Below are 1,286 nucleotides of genomic sequence, written 5' to 3'. Positions count from 1 at the left end.
ACCCACAGGCTTTCTCTCCCCTGCGGCCAGCTCGCCCGGTCAAAGTCAAATGACACCCGATACAACCCGTCTTTGTCGATATCCCCGTACTGGTCGTTCACAACCGCACTGGTCACTCTGGCCGGTAACGTGCCCGCCATCACCGGTTTCGGAATTAATTCCGGACGAAAACACACGGTTTCTGAATACGGAATAGCAGTGAACGCCATTTCAAAACTGCTGTCCCGACGGGCACTGCTGGTGATACGGGTGATAATCGCACCTTTGCGAAAAACCTCCGGCGCTTCCCCCCGCACTTTCAGCTCCTGCCCCGGTACCAGCGTGGCCGAGGTGGTTAGCCCCCGCAGCCGGGTTTGCTGGTTCAGGTAGCGCTCGTGGTGCAGCCGGGCATAGAACACCCCGCTCTCCACTTCCGGTTCAATCGCGTAACGGTTGCCCAGTACCCGGTAGTTATTGATGTAGTGGTAAGCTTCCCCGTAAGTTGTGGGGTCCCCGCGCGTCACATCCGCCTCCATATCCATCCCGTACCGGGGCAGTGCAGCGCGGTAGTCGTAATCCCGGGTCAGGATTTTCCCTTCCACCACCTGATGGGTGGTTTCCATTCCCCACACCGCATCCGCCTCTCCGCCGTGCATCCCCGAAGGAGCGCGCGCCGGCAGGTACACGTTAAACTGGTAGTAACGCTGGTCGTCGTAAAATTCCACCACGTCAATGTTCAGCCGCTCATCCGCCGTCACTTTGTACCAGATACCCACTTCCGCCAGCAGCCGCTGCACAAACCGCAGGTCATCCTCGCCGTACTGCATCACCTGTTCCCGCTTCGGGTAGGGGCAGGCCAGCGTGAATAAAAAATCCTGTCCCCGGAAATCGTGCCGTTCACGCAAGATTTTTTCCACAATCTCCGGCACTGACATATTCTGGTAAATCGCCGACTGATGGCTGTTCGCCAACAGCGCCAGCCGGGGCACCAAGGTCACCGCGTAATGGCTTTCATCCCGCGAGGTAGACAGCAGTTTAAAGCCACTGATCACCCCATAGACTGTACGCAATGGCGCCGGGGGGACCACCGGCATCCCGCGCTGGCCCGGATTCATCGGCGGGGAAGTCAGGGTAAATGAGGCGTCCTGCATCAGCATCTGCGCCGGCGCAATCGCCTTCTCCGGGCTGGTAAATTCAATGGTGTAGCAAAAAGGCTGGCTTAAATATTCCTGCCCGGTAAACGCTAATACATCCAGCGGTGCCTTGTTGCCCCAGACTTTTAATTTATAGCGACTGTGATCAAAGAT

The 1,286-nt window shown here is 57.5% G+C and carries 1 protein-coding gene; it reads right to left on the bottom strand.

The features are described 5' to 3' along the window. Positions 1-1,286: type VI secretion system Vgr family protein (locus C5469_RS22730; protein WP_166310954.1), on the bottom strand; the 1,286-nt coding region annotated here is incomplete at both ends.

The organism is Photorhabdus cinerea (assembly GCF_011189575.1).
GTDB classification, from domain to species: Bacteria; Pseudomonadota; Gammaproteobacteria; order Enterobacterales; family Enterobacteriaceae; genus Photorhabdus; species Photorhabdus cinerea.
The sequence above is the reverse complement of the archived record's forward strand: the minus strand, read 5'-3'. Positions and strand labels throughout refer to the sequence as shown.